This is a genomic window from Streptacidiphilus jeojiense (assembly GCF_000719095.1).
Classification (GTDB): domain Bacteria; phylum Actinomycetota; class Actinomycetes; order Streptomycetales; family Streptomycetaceae; genus Streptacidiphilus; species Streptacidiphilus jeojiensis.
In genome coordinates this window covers 129,693-145,303 of record NZ_JOEH01000003.1, presented here as the reverse complement: position 1 = coordinate 145,303, position 15,611 = coordinate 129,693, and the positions used below count along the sequence as shown (strand labels likewise).

Sequence of the window (15,611 nt, the reverse complement as noted above, 5' to 3'; positions counted from 1 at the left end):
GGCCGTCGGGGGTCCGGCCCGGATCGGAGCGCGAGGTCATCCGTTGAGGACGGCCTGCATCACGGCCTTGGCGACCGGCGCCGCCAGGCCGCCGCCACTGACATCGGCGCGGTTGGCATTGCTGTCCTCGATCACCACGGCGACCGCGACCGGGGAGGCCGCCGACGCGCTGGGCCTGGCGTAGCAGATGAACCAGGCGTAGGGCGTCCCGCTGTTGTTCACGCCGTGCTGCGCCGTACCGGTCTTGCCGCCGACCACGGCGCCCGGGATCGCCGCATTGCCGCCGGTGCCGCCGGTGACCACGCTGACCATGGCCTGCTGGATCTCCGCCGCCACGGCCGGGGTCACCGGCTGGGAGAAGGTCTGCGGGGCGAAGCTCTGGACGGTGGTGCCGTCGTCCCTGGTCACCTTGGACACCAGCATCGGCTTCATCAGCGTGCCGTTGTTGGCGACGGCCGCCACCACCTCGGCCATCTGCAGCGGGGTGGCCGCCGTGTCGTACTGGCCGATCGAGGACAGCGCCAGATAGGCCTGCCCGGTCAGTCCGGTGTCGAAGTTGCTGCGTGACACGCCGACCGGGATGGTCTGGCTGCTCTGGTTGAAGCCGTAGGCCTGCGCCATCTTCACCATGTTCGCCTCGCCCACGTCCACGCCCAGCTTGGCGAAGACCGTGTTGCAGGACACCTGCAGCGCGTACTTCAGGGTCGCGTTCTGGCAGGCGTCGCTGGAGCTCTCGTTGGTGATGGCCGTGGTGGTGTCCTTGGCCGTGTAGGGGTCGGGCGAGTCCGTGGCCACGTCGATGCCGCTGACCACGTTGTTCGCCAGACCGGCCGACATGGTGACCACCTTGAACGTGGAGCCCGGCGGGTAGGTCTGCCGCAGCGCCCGGTTGAGCATCGGCTGGGTGGAGTCGCTGTTGAGCGTGGACCACTTCTGGGTGACCGCGCTGCCGGTGCCGGTGATCCCGTTGGGGTCGTAGGAGGGGGTGCTGGCCAGGGCCAGGATCCGGCCGGTGGAGGGTTCGATGGCGGCGACCGCGCCGCGCTTGCTGCCGAGACCGGACAGGGCCGCCTGTTGGGCCTTGGCGTTGATGGTGGTGTAGACGTCGCCGCCGGGGACCGGGGAGCGGCTGATCGCGTCCAGCAGCGGGCGGGTGGAGAGCGAGTCCGCCGAACCGGAGAGGATGTCGTCCTCGACGCCCTCCAGCAGGGTGTTCCCGTAGGTCTGCGAGGAGAAGCCGGTCACCGCGGCGTACAGCGGGCCGTCGGTGTAGCTGCGCCGGTACTGGTACAGGCTGTCGCCGGTCTGCTTCGACCCGGTGACCGGCTTGCCCGCCACGATGATGTCGCCGCGGGGCTGGGCGTAGCGGGCGATGGTGGAGCGCTGGTTGGCGGCGTTGTCGTTGTACTTGTTCGCCTGGACGACCTGGATCCGGCTGAGGTTCACCAGCAGCACCAGGATCAGCAGCAGACAGAACATGCCGGCCCTGCGGGCGGTGCGGCTCAGCGAGAGGCGCACCGCGCCGGCCTGGGCCGCGGAGGCGGCCTGCTGCTGCCCGGGCTTCCGGTTCTTCCGGCCGAAGGGGCTCATGGCCTGGGCACCGCCTGGGTGTCGTCGTCGCCGTGGTCGTCGTCATCGTCGTGGTCGTGGTCGTCGTCGCCGTGGTCGTCGTCGCCGTGGTCGTGGTCGTCACTTCGGTCGCCGGTCCCGGGCGGGGTCGACTGCTCCGGCGGGGCCGACCCCTCCGGGGCTACCGGCCGCGGCGCGGGCGGGACCGCCAGGACGCCGGGCTCCGGCGGCAGGTCGGGGCGGCGGGCGGCGTCGCTCATCTTCAGCAGCAGCGCCACCAGCACCCAGTTGGTCAGCAGCGAGGAGCCGCCCTGGGCCAGGAAGGGCATGGTCATCCCGGTCAGCGGGATGAGGTCGGTGACACCGCCGGCGACCACGAACACCTGCAGCGCCAGCAGCGTGGCCAGGCCGATCGACAGCAGCCGGCCGAAGGGGTCGCGCAGCACCCGGCCGGTCCGGTAGCCGCGGACCACCACCAGCGCGTACACCAGCAGCAGCGCGGCCAGGCCGACCATGCCGAGTTCCTCGCCGAAGGTCGAGAGGATCCAGTCGGACTTCACCGCGAAGCCGATCAGGTAGGAGTGGCCCTCGCCGAGCCCGGTCCCGAGCAGGCCGCCGGCCGCGAAGGCGAACAGCGACTGGGCCAGCTGGCCGGCGCCCTCTCCGGCGTCGATGCTGGCCATCGGGTGCAGCCAGTCCACGAAGCGGCTGTGCACATGGGGCTCCCACAGCGCCACCGGCACCACCGCGACGCCGACCATGACCAGGCCGACGGCGATCCAGCCGATGCGTCCGGTGGCGACGTAGAGCATCACCACGAACAGGCCGAAGAAGATCAGGCAGGTGCCGAGGTCCTGCTCCAGGAACAGCACCGCGGTGCTGAGCAGCCAGATCACCACGATCGGGCCGAGGTCGCGGCCGCGCGGCAGCTCCAGCCTCCAGATCTTCCGACCGGTCAGCGCGAGCACGTCGCGGCTGACCGCCAGGTAGGCCGCGAAGAAGATGGCCAGGGCGATCTTGGCGATCTCGCCCGGCTGGAACGAGAGCGGACCGACCTTGATCCAGATCTTGGCCCCGTAGACGGCCGGGAGGAAGATCGGGACGATCATCAGCAGGATGGCGCCGAAGGCCAGCACGTAGGCGTAGCGCTGCAGCACCCGGTAGTCCCGCAGGAACAGCACCACGGCGATGAACAGCGCCACCCCGATGGTGGTCCACATCAGCTGCGAGGGTGCCGACGAGGTCGCGGTGGCGCGGTCGAGCCGGTAGATCACCACCAGCCCGAGGCCGTTCAGCAGCACCGCGCAGGGCAGCAGCAGCGGATCCGCGTACTTCGCCCGCAGCCGCACCGCGAGGTGCGCCAGCAGCGCCAGCACGCCGAGGCCGACCCCGTACCCCAGGGTGTCGGCGGGGACCTTCCCGTCGATGGAGGAGCCCACGTCCGCGTAGCCGAAGACGGCGATGAGCACGGCGAGGACGGTGAGCAGCAGTTCCGTGGCGCGGCGGGTGCGGACCCGCGGCGGCGCAGGGATCGCAGGGGCAGTCGCGGCGGCCATCGACATCCTCGGAACGGAGGGAACAGAGCCGACCCGGAGGGCGTCAGCCCTGTGCGGCGCGGACGGCCTCGCGGAGGTGGGTCTCCTGCTCCTCGCTGAGCGAGGTCTGGATCAGCTGGCCGCCGAACGGGGCGATCTGCGGGACGACCTTCTCCTGGACGGCATTCTGGACCAGGACGAACAGCGCCGCGGCGCCCGGGACCAGACCGGCACCGACCTTGCGCATGAAGTCGTCGTCGACGCCGAAGTCCTGGGAGGCGCCGACCGCGGCCCCGGTGGCTCCGCCGATGGCCGCGCCCAGCAGCGGCATGAAGAACAGCAGCCCGATCAGGCCGCCCCACAGCGCGCCGCCGGCCGCGCCCGCGCCGGTGGTGCTGACGGCCTGGTGCAGCTTGACCTTGCCGTCCTCCTTGCGCTCGACGACGACCGCGTCCTCGAGCTGGATCAGCTTCTGCTTCTGCAGGTCGCCCAGGAGCGCGCGGACCTTCTCGGCGGTGGCGAGGTCGGGGTAGGCGACAGCGATCAGAGTGCTCACGGTTTCTTCCCGTCTGTGGCTGGAACTACCAGGGAACCTAACCGCGTTTGAGCTATTTGTCCGATTTGCTGGTCGGCGTGTCGTTCAGTTCTGCCATTTCACACCCTGTCAGATCGCTGCCGCGTCAGATCGCCAGGGTGAAGCCGATCTCCGCCCCGCCGCCGTCCGCCTCGGAGCGGTTGCGGGCGTAGACCGTGCCGCCGTGGCTCTCGGCGACCTCCCGGACGATCGACAGGCCGAGCCCGGAGCCCGGCAGGCTGCGGGCCTTGGTGGCCCGGTAGAAGCGGTCGAAGATCCGGTTGAGGTCGGCCTCGTCGATGCCGGGGCCCCGGTCCAGCACCGAGACCAGCCCGGGGCGGACCCGGAGCCTGATCTCGGACTGCTCGGGGGTGAACTTGGCCGCGTTCTCGACCAGGTTGGTCATCGCCCGCTGCAGCGCGCCCGGGCGTCCCACGCCCGGGGTCGGCACCGAGTCGACCACGATCTCGCGGCCGGTGCGGCGCCGGGCCAGGTCGGCCACCCGGTCGGCGAGCACGTCCAGCTCGACCTCGGTCGGCTCCTCGGCCTCCCTGCGGTCGGCCGCCAGCTCCACCAGCTCGTTCACCAGCACGCTGAGCTCGCGGGTCTCCGTCGACAGGTCGTCCAGCAGCGCCTCGCGCGACTCCGGGGGGAGCCGGTCCAGATGCGGCAGCGCGGCGATGTTGGTGCGCAGCGAGGTCAGCGGGGTGCGCAGCTCGTGGCCGGCGTCCTGGACCAGCCGGCGCTGGTCGTCCTTGGACCTGGCGAGCCGTCCCAGCATGTCGTCGAAGGCCCGGCCGAGCCGGCCGATCTCGTCGCTGCCGCGGCGGGGCACGTCCACGTCGAGCTGCCCGGTGGAGGCGACCTGCTCGGCCGCGCCGGTGAGCCAGACCAACCGGCGGGTGATCCGCCCGGCGAGCCACCAGCCGGCCGCGCCGGCCGCGATCACCACTGCGGTGGCGACCAGGGTGACCCGTTCCAGCAGCAGGTCCAGCAGGTCGTCGGTGGAGCTGAGCAGCTGGGAGAGCTGGACCGCGCCCTGGCGGTCGCCGAGCGAGACGGTGACCACGAGGTAGCGGTCGCCGCCGATGTTCTGGTTGACGCTGCGGTCCTTGCCGGCCGCCATGCCCATGGCGAGCTTGATGTCCGCGGCGTCGACCGGGAGCGGGTCGGGGGCGCCCTTCTCGACCACCGTGCCGTCCCCGGCGATCACCTGGATGCCGATGTCGCCGGACTGGGTCAGCCGGTCCTCCAGCTGGTCGTGGCTGGTGTTGGAGGGCAGGAAGTCGCTGGTGTGCAGCTGGGACTGCTGGACCGCGGCGACCAGGGTGTCCAGCGACTGGCTGAAGTCGCTGGCCCGGTCGTGCCGGATCAGCGTCGCGGCGGAGTCGTAGCCGAGCACCCCGACCAGCACCGCCACCAGGGCGGCGACCCCGGCGAAGGCGAGCGCGAAGCGCGCCCTCAGGCCCGCCGGAAGCGGGCGCCGCGCCAGCCGGACCGCGCCGCCGAGGGCGGAGCGGCCGGCGCCCCGCTCCTTCACGGCTCGCGCAGGGTGTAGCCGACGCCCCGGACGGTGTGGATCAGCGCCGGTGCGTCCGGCAGCTCCAGCTTGCGGCGCAGGTAGCCGATGTAGACCGCGAGGTTCTTCGAGCCGGGGCCGAAGTCGTAGCCCCAGATCCGGTCGTACACGGTGCTGTGGTCCAGCACGATCCCGGCGTTCCTGGCCAGCAGCTCCAGCAGGTCGTACTCGGTGCGGGACAGCGCGATCTCGGTGCGCTGCCGCCAGACCCGCCGCGCGGTCGGGTCGATCCGCAGGTCGGCGACCTCGATGACGTCCTCGGTGGCGAAGGCGTTCTGACTGGACGGGGGGTCGGCCGGGACCGGGACCGGCGTGGCCCGGCGCAGCAGCGCGCGCAACCGGGCCAGCAGCTCGTCCGCCTCGAAGGGCTTGACCATGTAGTCGTCGGCGCCGGCGTCCAGCCCGGCGACCCGGTCGGAGGTCTCGACCCGCGCGGTGAGCATCAGGATCGGCGTGCGGTCGTTCTCGGCCCGGAGCACCCCGCACACGGCGAGGCCGTCGATGCCGGGCATCATCACGTCCAGCACGATGACGTCCGGGTGTTCCCGGTGGATCGCGGCCAGCGCCTGGATACCGTCGGCGACCGCGGTCACCTGGTAGCCCTCCAGGGTGAGCAGGCGCACGACGGAATCGCGGATGGCCCTGTCGTCCTCGGCCAGAAGTACTGTCGACGTCACGGGACGATTCTCGCCGCCGTGCGTGAGAGTGAAGTAAGAGGGCCCCCCTTCGGCGTGTTCGACCGGCCTCGACCAGGCCCCCGGGCAGGTCAGCGCCCGGGCGGATCGGAGCCGTAGACGGTGAGCACCGCGCCGTCGATCTCGATCCGGCGGGTGCCGATGAGCTCGCCCCGGCGCAGCGCGGCCAGGCAGCGGCGGAACAGCAGCATCTCCTCGCCGTCGAGGACGGCCGCGGCGAGGTCGAGCACCTCGTCGAGGTTGCTGTCGGTGAGCACCGCCGGCAGCTCGCCCGAGAGCAGCACGACGGACTCGCCGCTGCTCCCCCGGACGACGGCGGTGGTGGGGCCTCCCTGAACGACCAGCATGGATTCCCCCTGGTCCCGGGGGGCAGCGTGCGACTCACCCGCCCCTCTCCGGAATGACGCTAGTCGCATATGCGGGCGAGAGCGTGGGTCACCGCCGATATTCGCCCGATCCGGTCATGTCCGGGCATTCAGGGAACCGCAACTGCCAAAGGAGACGTGTTAGTTGTCCGTCTGTTGATGATCGCCGCGGTCCAGCAGCGACTCGACCAGCGCGGCGACATGGCGGCGGTCGTCGACCGAGAGCTTCTGCAGGCTGGCGATCAGCACGTCCACCTCCGGGTCGGGGGCGACCGCGGCGCCGGCCGGCGGCTCGCCCGCGTAGAGGTGGATCCCGCAGGCCTCGGCGGCGGCCCGGCGGATGGCGTCCAACGGCAGGTCCAGCGCCCGGGCCAGCCCCTCCAGGGTGGCCGGCTGCGGCATCCTGACCAGCCGTTCGGTGGTAGCCAGATGGTGCACGGTGGAGCGCGGGATGCCGCCCCTGCGGGCCGCCTCGCCATAGGACCAGCCCTGCTGGTCCAAGCGGCTCCTCATCAACTGCTGCAGCGCGTTGGACACCTGGCTGACGCCTCCTGTCGGCTGCCCCTCCGGCTGCCTGTGACGGTCCGATTCTACGGCGATCACCGGCCGCGTCACCGGTTCACCCGCTCCCACCTGGCAATTTCTCTCTGTTACCAGTCCGTTGCAGAAAGTCGCGGCGGAATCGCTTGCGCCGCCACGCTCAGGCCTACTACTGTCCAATCTCGTTGGACAAGACGTCCGACCGAGTTGGACGGGAGTGGGGGGGATCCCTCCCCGTCCGACCGCAACTGTCCATTCCTTAGGGGGAATTGACCATGCTTGAGATGCACGAGATGGACAACGAGTCGGCCGAGCTGCTCCCCGGCCGGGAGGCCCTGAGCACCTTCAAGTTCACCAAGGTCTCGGTGACCAACGTGACCAAGCACGTCGCCAACGTCGGCGCCAGCAACTCCTCGTCGGCCGGCAACTGGCTGTCGCTGGGCTCCACCGCGCAGTCCGGCGCCGACCAGGGCATCAGCATCAGCCAGTAGTACCACCGCGGTTACTCACACACCGTCAGTACGCACAACCGGCACCCACCGCCGGAACCCATCGTCAGTACACCACGAAAGGCACTGCCATGAGCATGGACATGCACGAGCTCGACGCCGAGTCCGCCGAGCTGCTCCCCGGCCGCGAGGCGCTGTCCACGGTGAAGTTCAGCTTCACCAAGAAGGTCAACGTGACCAAGCACATCGCCAACGTCGACGCGAGCAACTCCTCCGTCGCCGGCAACTGGGGCTCGATCGGCTCGGTCGCCCAGTCCGAGGCCTCGCAGGCGATCAGCATCAGCCAGTAGCCGGCACCTGAACGACCCGCACCACACCTGCACCACCTGCACCACCGCACAACCCGCAGTACGCAGTACGCAGCACCAGGGGCGCGGGCCGCGCCAGGGGAGGGCGCGGCCCGCGCCGGGGGAGGACAGGCACAGCAATGACCGTCAGTGTGGAGCCGGGGGCACTGGTACCCGGCCCGGGGGGATTCGCCACCTCCCTCCAGGGCGTCCCGTACCAGCAGGACGCCCGGGAGTTCATCGATTTCGCAGACCCGCAGGCGGGGCCGCACCAGTTCGCGGCCGCGGACCCCGTACCCGTGTTCCCCGTGCCGCGGTTGAGCGCGGGGCTCCGCCTGCACGGCGAGTACCAGGGCTCCGGGTTCACCGAGCCCAAGTACATCGCACGCCGAGGGGACGGCCAGGTGGTGCAGCTCTCGCGGCTGCTCCACCTGGTCGCCGGCGCCGTCGACGGCATCCGCGACACCGAGCGGATCGCGCACCGGGTCAGCGCGCTGTACGGACGCGAGGTCAGCGAGGAGAACATCGCCTACCTGGTCGAGCAGAAGCTCCAACCCCTCGGCGTCACCGTCCCGTTCGGGCAGGAGGACGACGAGGTCACCGGCGCGCCCCGGTCCGACCTGCTGCTGGCCCTCAAGGGCCACCGGGTGATGTTCGACGCCAAGCGCGCCAACACCATCGGCCGCTCGCTGGCCTGGCTGCACCGCCCGCTGATGGTGGTGCTGGTGCTGGCGTCCATGGTGCTCATGGACGTCTGGCTGTTCGGCTTCTACGGCGCGATCACCCCGGTGCTGGAGGTGCTCAACCAGCCGGTGCTGCTGCTGGCGGTGTTCGGGCTGACCGTGGCCTCGGTGGTGTTCCACGAGTTCGGCCACGCCTCCGCCTGCCGCTACGGCGGCGCCCACCCGGGCTGCATCGGCTGCGGCTTCTTCCTGATCTGGCCGTCGATGTACACCGACGTCACCGACGTCTACCGGATCGGCCGCGGCGGCCGGATCCGGACCGACCTCGGCGGCGTCTACTTCAACATCGTCTTCATGCTCGGCATGGGCGGTGCCTACTTCCTGACCGGCCAGCAGTTCTTCCTCAGCGCCGTCTACCTGGGCCACTTCGAGGTGCTGGAACAGCTGATGCCGGCCGTCCGGCTGGACGGCTACTACATCCTGGGCGACCTGGCCGGAGTGCCCGACCTGTTCGGCAAGATCAAGCCGATCCTGCTGAGCATGGTGCCGGGGAAGCCGGTCCGCCCCGAGGTCGCCGGGCTCAAGCGCTCGGCCCGGATCATCGTCACCACCTGGGTCCTCACCATGGTGCCGCTGCTGCTGGGCGACCTGGGCTACGCCCTGTGGAACCTGCCGCGGATCCTGGCCACCGGCGCCCGTTCACTGGTGGCCCAACTGAGCGGCACCGCTTCCGCTTTCGCCGACGGACACCTCGCCGTCGGCCTGGTCGGCGTGCTCGGCAGCTTCATGCTGGTCTGCCCGCTCGCCGGAATGGCCTACCTCTCGATCAGGCTGGGCGGACGGCTGCTGCGCACGGCGCTGCGGGCCACCAGCGACAGTCCCAAGCTGCGGCTCGCCTTCTGCGCCGTCGCCCTCAGCGCGGTCGCCGGACTCGGCGTGGCCTGGGCCGGGGGCGCCACCCCCAAGCCGCTGCCGCAGCAGCCGCCGCTGGTGCCGGTACTGCAGCCGGGCGTCCCCACCACCCAGCCGGCCGCCCCGGGCCAGGGGTCAGGACAGCCCTCGTCCGGCGGTCCCGGCGGCTCGGCCTCGCCCGGCGGCGGGATGAGCAGCGGGGCCGGCGTCATCCCCGGGTCCACCTCGTCGGCCTCGGCGACCGCCTCCGCCACCGCGACCTCGGCCGCGTCGACGCCCACCGCCGGCCTCACCACGGCCCCGGCCACGGCGCAGAGCACGGCGGCCGGCCGTCAGGTCCCGCCGCCCACCACCGCGCCGGCCACGCACGGGACCACCACCCCCGCGCCCACCACCCCCGCGCCGACCACCGCGGCTCCGACCACCACCGGCCCGACGGCGACCGCCACGGCGACGCCGACCCCGACAGGCAGTGACACAGCTCCCCCGGCCACGGCAACCCCGTGAACCGCTGCGCACGGCCTCATCCCGCAGGACATCCGTCAGGCAGGACACAGGCAGGACATCCGTCAGGAGAGAACGCATGCATTCCAACGAACACCGCCTCAACGAGCACCGCAAAGCAGCACCGCGCACCGGCGCCGGCCGCAAGGCCGTCCGCCTGGGCCTGCTGGCCACCGTGGGCCTGGGCGCCATCGCCACCACGGCGACCGCGCAGGCCGCCGCCCCGGGCACCTTCTCCAGCAACGCCCACGGCGTGGCCATCGCCGACAACGCGGCGCTGTCCTACGCCAACCCGGTCCACCGGACCGACTTCGACGACTCCTTCACCGTGCACCAGTACGGCACGGTGTTCGCGGCGTCGGCCTACAACCAGGCCTCCGCCAGCTCCTCGGCCTGCACCGCGGCCAAGCCGTGCCGCTCGGTGGCGCTGTCCTTCCAGATCATCACCATGGCCGGGGAGAACATCCACCTCAACGCCCAGAACCACAGCCGGTCCGGCAACAACCACTGCGCGGACTGCCAGACCTTCGCCGGGGCCTACCAGTTCATCGTGTCGACGCCCAACCCGTTCACCCTCAGCGCCTCGGCACAGCGTCAACTGGCGAACATCCACCGCTCGTTGGACGCCCTGGGCCGCTCCGACGCCTCGATCGCCTCGGTCCAGGCCCAGGCCGACGCGCTGGCGGCCCAGGTCACCGCGATCCTCAAGGCCGGTGCCGCCAGCGCGCCCAAGGGGCCGGGCGTCGACGCCCTGGCCGCGATGGCCCCCACCGTCACCATGCACCGCATGCTGACGCACTGACGGGTCCGCACCGTCCGGACTGCTGCGCGGGTTTGGCATGTCCAAAAAATATGAGCACTGCTCTTGTTTTGTTACCCGCCGGTACCTAGCATCTGGCACTGATCGACGCTGTTCTCCCGCTCCGCACTCCCACCCCCCGGCCTCCAGCCGGGGGGTGTTCCCTGCATCCAGAGGAGCCCCGCGTGACCAGATCAGTCCTGCCCCGCACCGCCGCCCTCGCCGCGTCCTGTCTGTTCGCGGCCCTCGCCCTGAGCGGCGTCCCCGGCTCGGCCTCGGCCGCCGCCCCGGACCTCGCACCGGCCGCGGCCGCCGCGACCCGCACCCCCGCGATCGTCGCCCTGGGCGACAGCGCCATCTCCGGGGAGGGCGCGGGCACCGACACCGCCGACGGCTACACCGCCGGGACCGACGGCCCCACCAACTACTGCCACCGCCACCCCCAGTCGGAGATCTACGACACCGGGCTGGCCGGGATCACCGGCGTCGACCTGGCCTGCTCCGGCGCCCAGACCGGCGACCTGGTCAGCGACCCGACCCTGGCCAAGGTCACCGGCGGCGGCAGCGGCGACTTCGGCGAGGCCAAGCAGGACCTGCAGCTGGCCCAGGCCGCGGCGACGTACCAGGTGAAGATGGTCGTGGTGACCATCGGCGCCAACGACGACTTCGACTTCAGCGGGATCATGGAGAGCTGCCTCGGGCAGTACTTCCCCATCCCCCAGTCGACCGGCTGCCGCGACACCATCGGCAGCGCCGCCATCAGCGCCCGCGCCAAGGCCGTGATCCCCAAGATCGAGGCGGCACTGACCGACGTCCGGCAGACCATGCGCACCGCGGGCTACGCGGACGGCGACTACCAGCTGGTCATGCAGTCCTACTTCAGCCCGATCACCCCGGACATCCGCAGCAACAGCTACGCCGACAAGGTCGCCCAGGGCTGCCCGGCCTTCCCCGAGGACCTGGCCTGGGGCCACAACTGGGTGGTCCCGCAGCTGGACGACGCGCTGCGGACGGCGGCCGAGGCGGTGCCGGGCGTGCGCTTCCTGGACCAGCGCCGGGTCAGCTACGGCCACGAGGTCTGCGCCGAGATGACCACCTCGCCGTACGAGTACACCAACGGCGACGTGATCGACCTCAGCGAGAACACCCGCAACGGCTGTGACTACTCCATCGGCATCCTCGGCCTGTGCGAGAACGAGATCCGGCAGTCGTACCACCTGCGGGTGGCCGGGTACCAGGGCGAGGCCGCCTGCCTCGCGGAGTTCTACCGCGCACCGTCCCAGCAGGAGGCCTACTGCACCCTGGACCAGGGCGACGGCACCACCATCGAGCCGCTGACGGCCGGTCAGCCGTTCGCCGACGCCCCCGACGACGGCGCCTGGTTCCAGCTCACCAGCCGTGCCGACGGCAATGTGCTGGACCTCTCCGGAGGCGGGACCTACGGCGACAGCACCAAGGGCAGGGTGGCCATCACCTATCCGGCGACCGGCGGCCTGAACCAGTCCTTCGTCTTCGAGGCCCAGTCCGACGGCAGCTACACGCTGAACTTCAGCGGCAACCGGGCGATGTGCCTGGACGCGGCCAACGGCTCCACCGCCGCCGGGACCCAGCTGCGGCAGTGGACCTGCAACGGCACCGGCGCCCAGCACTGGGTGCTGAAGCCGGCCGGCAACGGTCTCTACGAGATCGCCGACTCGCAGAACACCGCGATGGTCGCCACCGCGGGTCCCGCCGCCGACAGCTCCGGCAACCCGCTCACCCAGCTGCAGCCGGACACCGGCGCGGCCGGCCAGCTGTGGCAGCTGACCAAGCTCGGCATCGTCTACCTGCACGGCTGACGCCGCACCCGTGGATATATTTCACGAGTAAATTACCTGCTAACATTGACGGTATGGCGACAGAGACGGCGACGCGCACCCCCGGGCCGACCAGGCAACTGCGGGTGCGCAGCGCCCTGCGGCTGCGGCAGGTGGCGGCGGGGTGGCACCGGCCGGCGCTCAGCGCGGTGATCGCGCTGGGCGCGGCGGACCTGGTGCTGCTGGCACTGGGCCGGCTCGACCTCGCCCTCTACACCTCCGGCGGCGGACTGTGCGCCCTCTACGCCCACGGACTGCCGTACGCGGCCCGGGCCCGCACCCTCGGCTGGGTCGTGCTGAGCATGACCGCGAGCGTGGCCATCGCGCTCACCACCGCCGCGAGCACCGACTCCACCGTGGTCCGGGTCGCCGTCGCGGCCCTGCTGGCGGCCGTCCACAAGATGCTGTGCGACGCCACCCGGATCGGGCCGCCGGCCAATCTCATCCCCACCTTCATCGCCGCCAGCTGCGTCTTCGTCCCGCAGCGGCTCGCGGACGTGCCCGCACACCTGGCCCTCACCCTGGCCGCCGGCGCCTTCGCCTGGCTGGTCTGCATGGCGCCCGCGCTGCTGCGCCCGCAGGGGCCGCAGCGGCACGCGGTCGCCCGGGCGCTGGAGGCGGCCGCCGGGCAGGGAGCACCCGCCGCCCGGGCCGCGACGGCGGCCGCGGCCTGGCGCACCGTGCTGCTGGTGCCGGCCCGCAGCACCGCGGCCGTCGCGGACCGCGGCCGGCTGGAGCTGCTGCTCATCCGCGCGGGATCCGGCACCGCCGAGCCCGGGCAGCTGCGCCTCTGGGCCGGCGCGCTGCGGAGCCGGGGGCCGCTGCCCGACCTCTCCCCCACCGGCGCCGAGACCGCCGAACTGGCAGACCTGGATGCTGTCCCTGGGGCTGGCACCGGCGCCGGGGTCGAGCGATCGCCGAGCGGGGGCCACCTGCACCGCCGTGCTCCCCTCGCCCCCGGAACGGACGGCCGGGTACCGCTGCTGCGGGCGCTGCGCCCCGGATCGCCCCTGCTGACCATCGGCGCGCGGGTGGCCCTCGGCTGCGCGCTGGCCGGCTGGGCCTCCATGGAGCTGGGCGTCGGACGCCCCTACTGGGCCGTGGTCACCGCCGCCTCCGTCTTCCAGGCCAACACCGTGCTGAGCTGGAACCGGGCGCTCAACCGGGTGCTCGGCAATGTCATCGGACTGGTGCTGTTCGCCGTCCTGCTGCCGCTCACCGGGCTCGGCGCGGCGGTCCTGGTGCTGGCCGCGCTGGCCTGCCAGTTCGCCACCGAGGCGACCATCAGCCGCGGCTACTGGCTGGCCAGCGTGTTCGTCACCCCGATGTCGCTGCTGATGGTCCAGTTCGCCCAGGCCCAGCCGGCCGGCGAGCTGATCGCGGACCGGGCCCTGGACACCGTGGTGGGCGCGGCAGTGGGCCTGGCCTGCTGCTTCCTGATCACCGACCGGCATGTCTCGGACCGCGCCGAACGGGCCCTCGCCGCGGTCGCGGCCACCCGCGCCGAGGCCGCACGGCTGCTGGACGCCCCGGCCCGGCAGGTCGACCGTTACGAGCTGGGCTGGGCCAGGGACCGGCTGACCAACGCCCTGGTCGAGCTCCGCGAGGCCGCGGACACGGCGGGCGGCGAGTGGCGCCAGCGGACCCTTCCCGAGGACCGGATCAGCGCCGCCGAGCAGCGCAGCCACCCGGTGCTGGCCGAGCTGAGCCGTCGGCTCGACCCGGCCCTGCGGGGGCTGCCGACCGCGGCCTGAACCCGCCTGGACGGATGCGGACCGACGTGAACCGGCGCGAGCCGTGCGGACGCGTAGGATCGGCAGCCGAGCGAGAGGAGGCGGTATGGAAGACGTGGTCGAAGGGGTACTCCGCCAGTGGCACCGGCTCGACCCCGGCCTCGACACCGCCCCGATGGCGCTCATCGGACGGATCAACCGCTGCTCCGCACTGCTGCAGCAGGCCGCGGACGCCCCGCTCATCGGCGCCGGGCTGACCCGTCCCGAGTTCGACCTCCTCGGCACGCTGCGCCGGGTCGACCGTGATCTGACGCCCAGCCGGCTGGCCCGGGAGACCTTCTCCTCCGGCGCCGCGGTCACCAAGCGGGTCCGGCAGCTGGCCGACCGCGGCCTGGTCGAGCGCCGCGCCGACGCCCGCGACCGCCGCGTCGTCCACCTCTCGCTCACCGACGCGGGACGCGATCTGATCGACGGTCTGCTCCCGGACCAGCTGGCGTACGAGCGCGCGCTGCTGTCCGGCCTCGGCGAGCAGCGGCAGGGCGAACTCTCGGAAGGGCTCAGCGAGTTGCTGGTGGTCCTGGAGGGCCGGCTGGGAAGCCTGCTGCCCTACTGAAGCTGAAGTTCACTCCCGCTCCCCGGCCCCGAGCTCCAGCACGGCCCCGCCGCCGGCCCGCAGGGTGAATCCGACGATGCGGTCCAACTCGGCCCGGGTCGGCACGACATGGCGGAACACATAGTCGGAGATCTTGCCGAGGACCGCGTGGGTGGTCAGCGAGGCGTCCATCTCCGGGTCGGCGCTGCCCAGTTCGGCATAGGGCCCGTGCAACAGGGCGGCCAGCGGGGCGACATGCGCATAGCGGGCCGAGGCCGGACCGTCGCCGAGGTTGCTCCCGTTCCAGAGCAGGGCCCGGGTCGCGGCCGCCATGTCCTCCCGGGTCTGGCAGAAGACCGCCTCGACCCAGCGCCGGACCCGTCCGGCCGGGGTCGTCTCCTTGCCCATCTGATGGACGGTGTAGCTCACCAACTGCTCGGTGCCGTGCAGCAGGAGAGCCGCGACCAGGGCGTCCTTGGAGCGGAAGTAGCGGTAGAAGGCGTCGTTCGACAGGCCTGCGGCGGCCACGATGTCGGCGACCCGGGGGCGCGACTCCGTCCCGCAGCGCGTGATGACCTCATAGGCGGCATCGAGCAGGCGGCGGACATCGCTGGCATGGTCCGCCTCCTGCTTGGCCAGCGACCGCCGGGCGATACGCGCGGCAATATCGTTTGCCTGCTCGGGAATCGCGCTCTCTATCATCAAAATCTGATTCTGCCACAGCAGGGCACTCGGACGGGCCGGCGTCCGGACAAAGGGAAGCCCCGGCTGGACGGGGGAGGCCAGCCGGGGCAGATCGTGGTCGGCGCGACCGCCGACACCTAGTAGAACGGTCAACCACCCATCGGTGTTCCGCCCCGGGCCGGGCGGAGGTGTGAC

The 15,611-nt window shown here is 71.8% G+C and carries 15 protein-coding genes; 7 read left to right on the top strand and 8 right to left on the bottom strand.

Going from position 1 to position 15,611, the window contains the following annotated elements:
• Positions 1-36 precede the first annotated feature (36 nt).
• The 7 genes from IF29_RS0104275 to IF29_RS0104245 form a co-directional block, all read right to left on the bottom strand.
• On the bottom strand, positions 37-1,506 hold the full coding sequence (locus IF29_RS0104275; protein WP_030249737.1) for a penicillin-binding transpeptidase domain-containing protein: 1,470 nt from the start codon (positions 1,504-1,506) through the stop codon (positions 37-39).
• 80 nt (positions 1,507-1,586) lie between these two features.
• The gene (locus IF29_RS0104270; protein WP_063757423.1) at positions 1,587-3,125 is read right to left on the bottom strand and encodes an FtsW/RodA/SpoVE family cell cycle protein; all 1,539 of its coding nucleotides are present in this window, start codon (positions 3,123-3,125) and stop codon (positions 1,587-1,589) included.
• 43 nt (positions 3,126-3,168) lie between these two features.
• Positions 3,169-3,660, bottom strand: a complete 492-nt coding sequence (locus tag IF29_RS0104265; protein WP_030249733.1) for a DUF1269 domain-containing protein — start codon at positions 3,658-3,660, stop codon at positions 3,169-3,171.
• A 124-nt stretch (positions 3,661-3,784) separates the two neighbouring features.
• Entirely contained in the window at positions 3,785-5,218 is a 1,434-nt protein-coding gene (locus IF29_RS0104260) for a sensor histidine kinase (protein WP_232242014.1), read from the bottom strand.
• Positions 5,215-5,934 (bottom strand): response regulator transcription factor, encoded by a 720-nt coding sequence (locus tag IF29_RS0104255; RefSeq protein WP_030249728.1) that lies wholly within the window; start codon positions 5,932-5,934, stop codon positions 5,215-5,217. The genes IF29_RS0104260 and IF29_RS0104255 overlap by 4 nt, the downstream gene beginning before the upstream one ends.
• 89 nt (positions 5,935-6,023) lie before the next feature.
• Positions 6,024-6,299 (bottom strand): hypothetical protein, encoded by a 276-nt coding sequence (locus tag IF29_RS0104250; RefSeq protein ID WP_030249725.1) that lies wholly within the window; start codon positions 6,297-6,299, stop codon positions 6,024-6,026.
• A gap of 159 nt (positions 6,300-6,458) precedes the next feature.
• A complete protein-coding gene (locus IF29_RS0104245) occupies positions 6,459-6,854 on the bottom strand; it encodes a helix-turn-helix domain-containing protein (RefSeq protein WP_030249724.1) in 396 nt (131 codons plus the stop codon).
• A gap of 278 nt (positions 6,855-7,132) precedes the next feature.
• Between IF29_RS0104245 and IF29_RS0104240 the strand changes: the two genes are divergently transcribed.
• The 7 genes from IF29_RS0104240 (at position 7,133) to IF29_RS0104210 (ending at position 14,753) form a co-directional block, all read left to right on the top strand.
• Positions 7,133-7,348, top strand: a complete 216-nt coding sequence (locus tag IF29_RS0104240; RefSeq protein WP_030249721.1) for a hypothetical protein — start codon at positions 7,133-7,135, stop codon at positions 7,346-7,348.
• 89 nt (positions 7,349-7,437) lie between these two features.
• Complete coding sequence (locus tag IF29_RS0104235; RefSeq protein ID WP_030249719.1) at positions 7,438-7,656, top strand: hypothetical protein; 219 nt, start codon at positions 7,438-7,440, stop codon at positions 7,654-7,656.
• 137 nt (positions 7,657-7,793) lie between these two features.
• A complete protein-coding gene (locus IF29_RS0104230; RefSeq protein WP_030249716.1) occupies positions 7,794-9,755 on the top strand; it encodes a zinc metalloprotease in 1,962 nt (653 codons plus the stop codon).
• A 76-nt stretch (positions 9,756-9,831) separates the two neighbouring features.
• Positions 9,832-10,554 carry a hypothetical protein gene (locus tag IF29_RS0104225; RefSeq protein ID WP_030249714.1) on the top strand — a complete coding sequence of 241 codons (723 nt, stop codon included), beginning with the start codon at positions 9,832-9,834 and terminating at the stop codon, positions 10,552-10,554.
• Positions 10,555-10,736: 182 nt separating this feature from the next.
• Positions 10,737-12,389: an RICIN domain-containing protein gene (locus tag IF29_RS0104220; protein WP_030249712.1), complete on the top strand. Its 1,653-nt coding sequence runs from the start codon at positions 10,737-10,739 to the stop codon at positions 12,387-12,389.
• A gap of 53 nt (positions 12,390-12,442) precedes the next feature.
• The gene (locus tag IF29_RS0104215; RefSeq protein WP_030249709.1) at positions 12,443-14,161 is read left to right on the top strand and encodes an FUSC family protein; all 1,719 of its coding nucleotides are present in this window, start codon (positions 12,443-12,445) and stop codon (positions 14,159-14,161) included.
• Positions 14,162-14,246: 85 nt separating this feature from the next.
• Positions 14,247-14,753 carry a MarR family winged helix-turn-helix transcriptional regulator gene (locus IF29_RS0104210; RefSeq protein WP_030249707.1) on the top strand — a complete coding sequence of 169 codons (507 nt, stop codon included), beginning with the start codon at positions 14,247-14,249 and terminating at the stop codon, positions 14,751-14,753.
• A 9-nt stretch (positions 14,754-14,762) separates the two neighbouring features.
• On the opposite strand, the gene IF29_RS0104205 is transcribed toward IF29_RS0104210, so the two are convergent.
• Positions 14,763-15,434, bottom strand: a complete 672-nt coding sequence (locus tag IF29_RS0104205; protein WP_030249704.1) for a TetR/AcrR family transcriptional regulator — start codon at positions 15,432-15,434, stop codon at positions 14,763-14,765.
• Positions 15,435-15,611 lie beyond the last annotated feature (177 nt).

Coding starts and splice junctions, on each gene's coding strand:
- IF29_RS0104235 (WP_030249719.1), top strand. CDS start 7,438: ATGAGCATGGACATGCACGAGCTCGACGCCGAGTCCGCCGAGCTGCTC.
- IF29_RS0104250 (WP_030249725.1), bottom strand. CDS start 6,299: ATGCTGGTCGTTCAGGGAGGCCCCACCACCGCCGTCGTCCGGGGGAGC.
- IF29_RS0104230 (WP_030249716.1), top strand. CDS start 7,794: ATGACCGTCAGTGTGGAGCCGGGGGCACTGGTACCCGGCCCGGGGGGA.
- IF29_RS0104270 (WP_063757423.1), bottom strand. CDS start 3,125: ATGGCCGCCGCGACTGCCCCTGCGATCCCTGCGCCGCCGCGGGTCCGC.
- IF29_RS0104205 (WP_030249704.1), bottom strand. CDS start 15,434: ATGATAGAGAGCGCGATTCCCGAGCAGGCAAACGATATTGCCGCGCGT.
- IF29_RS0104210 (WP_030249707.1), top strand. CDS start 14,247: ATGGAAGACGTGGTCGAAGGGGTACTCCGCCAGTGGCACCGGCTCGAC.
- IF29_RS0104215 (WP_030249709.1), top strand. CDS start 12,443: ATGGCGACAGAGACGGCGACGCGCACCCCCGGGCCGACCAGGCAACTG.
- IF29_RS0104225 (WP_030249714.1), top strand. CDS start 9,832: ATGCATTCCAACGAACACCGCCTCAACGAGCACCGCAAAGCAGCACCG.
- IF29_RS0104240 (WP_030249721.1), top strand. CDS start 7,133: ATGCTTGAGATGCACGAGATGGACAACGAGTCGGCCGAGCTGCTCCCC.